This window comes from Burkholderia sp. Bp8963 (assembly GCF_003854275.1).
Taxonomy (GTDB): Bacteria; Pseudomonadota; Gammaproteobacteria; order Burkholderiales; family Burkholderiaceae; genus Burkholderia.
On record NZ_QTQP01000119.1, the window covers coordinates 1 to 2,716 of the forward strand.

At 65.2% G+C, this 2,716-nt stretch carries 3 protein-coding genes; 1 reads left to right on the forward strand and 2 read right to left on the reverse strand.

Annotated elements, in window-relative coordinates:
* Positions 1-98: 98 nt before the first annotated feature.
* Both istB and istA read right to left on the reverse strand, forming a co-directional pair.
* Positions 99-848, reverse strand: coding sequence for an IS21-like element IS408 family helper ATPase IstB (istB, locus tag DID96_RS37455; RefSeq protein ID WP_124604319.1), 750 nt, complete (start codon positions 846-848; stop codon positions 99-101).
* Positions 849-874: 26 nt separating this feature from the next.
* Positions 875-2,431 carry an IS21 family transposase gene (gene istA / locus DID96_RS37460; RefSeq protein WP_124604321.1) on the reverse strand — a complete coding sequence of 519 codons (1,557 nt, stop codon included), beginning with the start codon at positions 2,429-2,431 and terminating at the stop codon, positions 875-877.
* Positions 2,432-2,481: 50 nt separating this feature from the next.
* Between istA and DID96_RS38610 the strand changes: the two genes are divergently transcribed.
* Positions 2,482-2,619: a hypothetical protein gene (locus tag DID96_RS38610; protein WP_185732499.1), complete on the forward strand. Its 138-nt coding sequence runs from the start codon at positions 2,482-2,484 to the stop codon at positions 2,617-2,619.
* The last annotated feature ends 97 nt before the right edge of the window (positions 2,620-2,716 follow it).

Below are 2,716 nucleotides of genomic sequence, written 5' to 3' on the forward strand. Positions count from 1 at the left end.
TGCGGATTTCGGTGATGGTGATCAGTCGTTTCGGCGATCGTGATCAGTCTGGAAGGTGGTGTTGCGCGGTTAGTGGATTATAGCGAGAGCGATCACGATCAGGCGTCGGCCGAATCCGGTTTGGTCTTCTTTCTCATCGAATCACCCTTGATCGGGAGTTTGTGGGCCTGATGCACGAGCCGGTCGAGGATGGCGTCGGCGAGCGTGGGGTCCTGGAGCCAGGCATGCCAGTGTTCGAGCGGCAACTGGCTGGTGATGACGGTCGAACGCGTGCCGACGCGATCGTCGAGCACTTCGAGCAGATCGTTGCGTGCGCCCTGATCGAGATCCTGCAAACCCCAGTCATCGAGGATCAGCACGTCTATCTTCGCAAGCTGCGCGAGCCGGCGCGTGAAGCTGCCGTCGCCGTGCGCGATCTTCAGTTCCTCGAACAGCCGCGCGACGCGCACGTAGAACACGGAGAAGCCCTGGCGGCACGCCTGCTGGCCGAACGCGCACGCGAGCCACGTCTTACCCGCGCCGGTCGGGCCGGTCAGCAGCAGGTTCTGTGCGTTGCGGACCCAGTCGCAGCCGGCGAGCGTGGCGACGACGCGCTGATCGAGGCCGCGGCTCTGCCGGTACTCGATGTCCTCGACGCACGCGCTCGGGTTCTTGAGCTTCGCCGCGCGCAGCAGACGTTCGAGTCGGCGCGTATCGCGCCAGGCCAGTTCGCGATCGACGAGCATGCCCACGCGCTCCTCGAACGACAGGCTGGTGCTGGCCGTGAGTGCGGACTGCTCCTCGAACGCACGGGCCATGCCGTCGAGCTTCAGCGCCTTGAGCTGGGTTAAGGTGTGCTGCATCAACATCTCGACCTCCTCGGGTCAGTGGTAGATCAGTGGTAGTAATCCGGGCCGCGCACGTTCTCGTGCTCGGGCGCGCGCCATTCATTGAGGGTGATCCGGAGAGCGGGCTGCTGGTCGAGGCCGGCTTCGAGGATCGACAGCACCGAGCGGCGCGTCGGCGAGCCGATGGTCAGCGCGCGTTGGCAGGCGGCTTCGAGCCGCGCACGGCTGTACTTGCGTTCGAGTGAGAGCAGCCCGAGGCAGGCGCGGTAGCCCATCTCGGGGTGTGGCCGGTTGGTCAGTAGATGCCGCACGATGGATTCGGCACCGGGCCCGACGGACTTGCCCCAGTTGAGCAGCCGGCCCGGCGTCCATTCCATATGCGCGCGATGCGCGGCCGGCATGTGCTCGGCGACAGTGGTGTGTTTGCCCTTGAGCCGTGAGCGTGCGTGCGCGGCGACGCGCCTGCCACCGTGCAGGATCTCGACGCCGTGGCGCGTGATGCGCGCCCAGACTTCCTGCCGCGCCAGGCTGTGCGGCACGCTGTAGTAGTGGCCGCCGACCTCGACGTGGTAGTCGATGTTCACGCGGCACTTCTGGAAGCTGGCAACCTCGTAGCGCCGTGCCGGCAGCGGGCGCAGCACGGGCTGTTCCAGCCGCTCGAACCATTCGCGGCGCGTGCCTTCGAGTCGTTTGAACGGCCGCTGATTCAGGTCGGCAATCAGCCCGGTGATGGCCTTGTTCAGTTCGGCCAGACTGTAGAAGTGGTGATGACGCAGCCGGGCCAGCACCCAGCGCTCGACGATTTGCACGCCGACTTCGACCTTGGCCTTGTCCTGCGGCTTGCGCGGCCGCGCCGGCAGCATCGCCGTGGCGTAGTGGTTCACGAAGTCCTGCGTGGTGCGGCCGAGCACGGGTTCGTAGCGGTCGGCCATCGCGATCAGCGCCTTCGGGTTGTCGGGCACGAGCAGTTCGGGCACGCCGCCGATGAACTCCAGCGCGTCGCACAGGCCACCGATCCAGTCGGCCGTCGTCTCGGAGTGCGTCGCGCACGCGAACGTGTAGTTCGATGCGCCAAGCACGGCGACGAACACGTGAGCCTGGAATGCAATGCCGCCGTCGCGCGCGAGGATCGGCACGGTTGGCCCGGCGAAGTCGGCGAACAGCTTCTCGCCGGCGCGGTGCTGCTGTCGCATCGAGCGCTTGAGCGAGGTCGCCCAGTCCTTGTACTTCTGGCAGAACTGCGTGTAACGGTAGGTCGGCTGGCCGGGATTGGCCTCGACGTATTCCTCCCACAGCAGTTGCAACGTGACACCCTTGCGGCGCAGTTCGCGATGCAACGCCCCGTAGTCGGGTTCGAGGCGTCGGGATGCCGCCGCCGGGGCATCGATCGAAACAGGCTTGAGCCGGGCGTCCAGCTCGTCGTCGGACAACGCTTCAACCGCCGTCCAGTCGAGTCCCGCCTGCGTGGCCTGGGCGGCGAACTTCGACACTGCGCCGACGCTGATGCCGATGGCCCGGCTGATCTGTCGGTGGGTCAGGCCACATGCCCACTTCAGTCGCAGGACTTCCTTCAATTTGCGCATGCTCATCCGAGGTGTCGGCATCGGCCCGTCTCCCGTAAAAAAGGGAGCAGGCTAACGCCGCGGTTGAATACATGCACAACACCACCGCCGGGCCAAAACCCGGCTTACGTTCCGGTGACGTGATCACCCGTTTCGGTCCCGTGATCACGCATTCCGGCATCGTGATCGCTCGCTTCGGCTCCGTGATCACTCGTTTCGGAAACCCATGATCAGCGATCACGTTCGACGGAAATGGCTGATCACGATCGTTCGGAATCAGCGATCATGATCCGCCGAAATCCCTGATCACGATCGCCGGAATACGCA

Coding starts and splice junctions, on each gene's coding strand:
- DID96_RS38610 (WP_185732499.1), top strand. CDS start 2,482: ATGCACAACACCACCGCCGGGCCAAAACCCGGCTTACGTTCCGGTGAC.
- istB (WP_124604319.1), bottom strand. CDS start 848: ATGTTGATGCAGCACACCTTAACCCAGCTCAAGGCGCTGAAGCTCGAC.
- istA (WP_124604321.1), bottom strand. CDS start 2,431: ATGCCGACACCTCGGATGAGCATGCGCAAATTGAAGGAAGTCCTGCGA.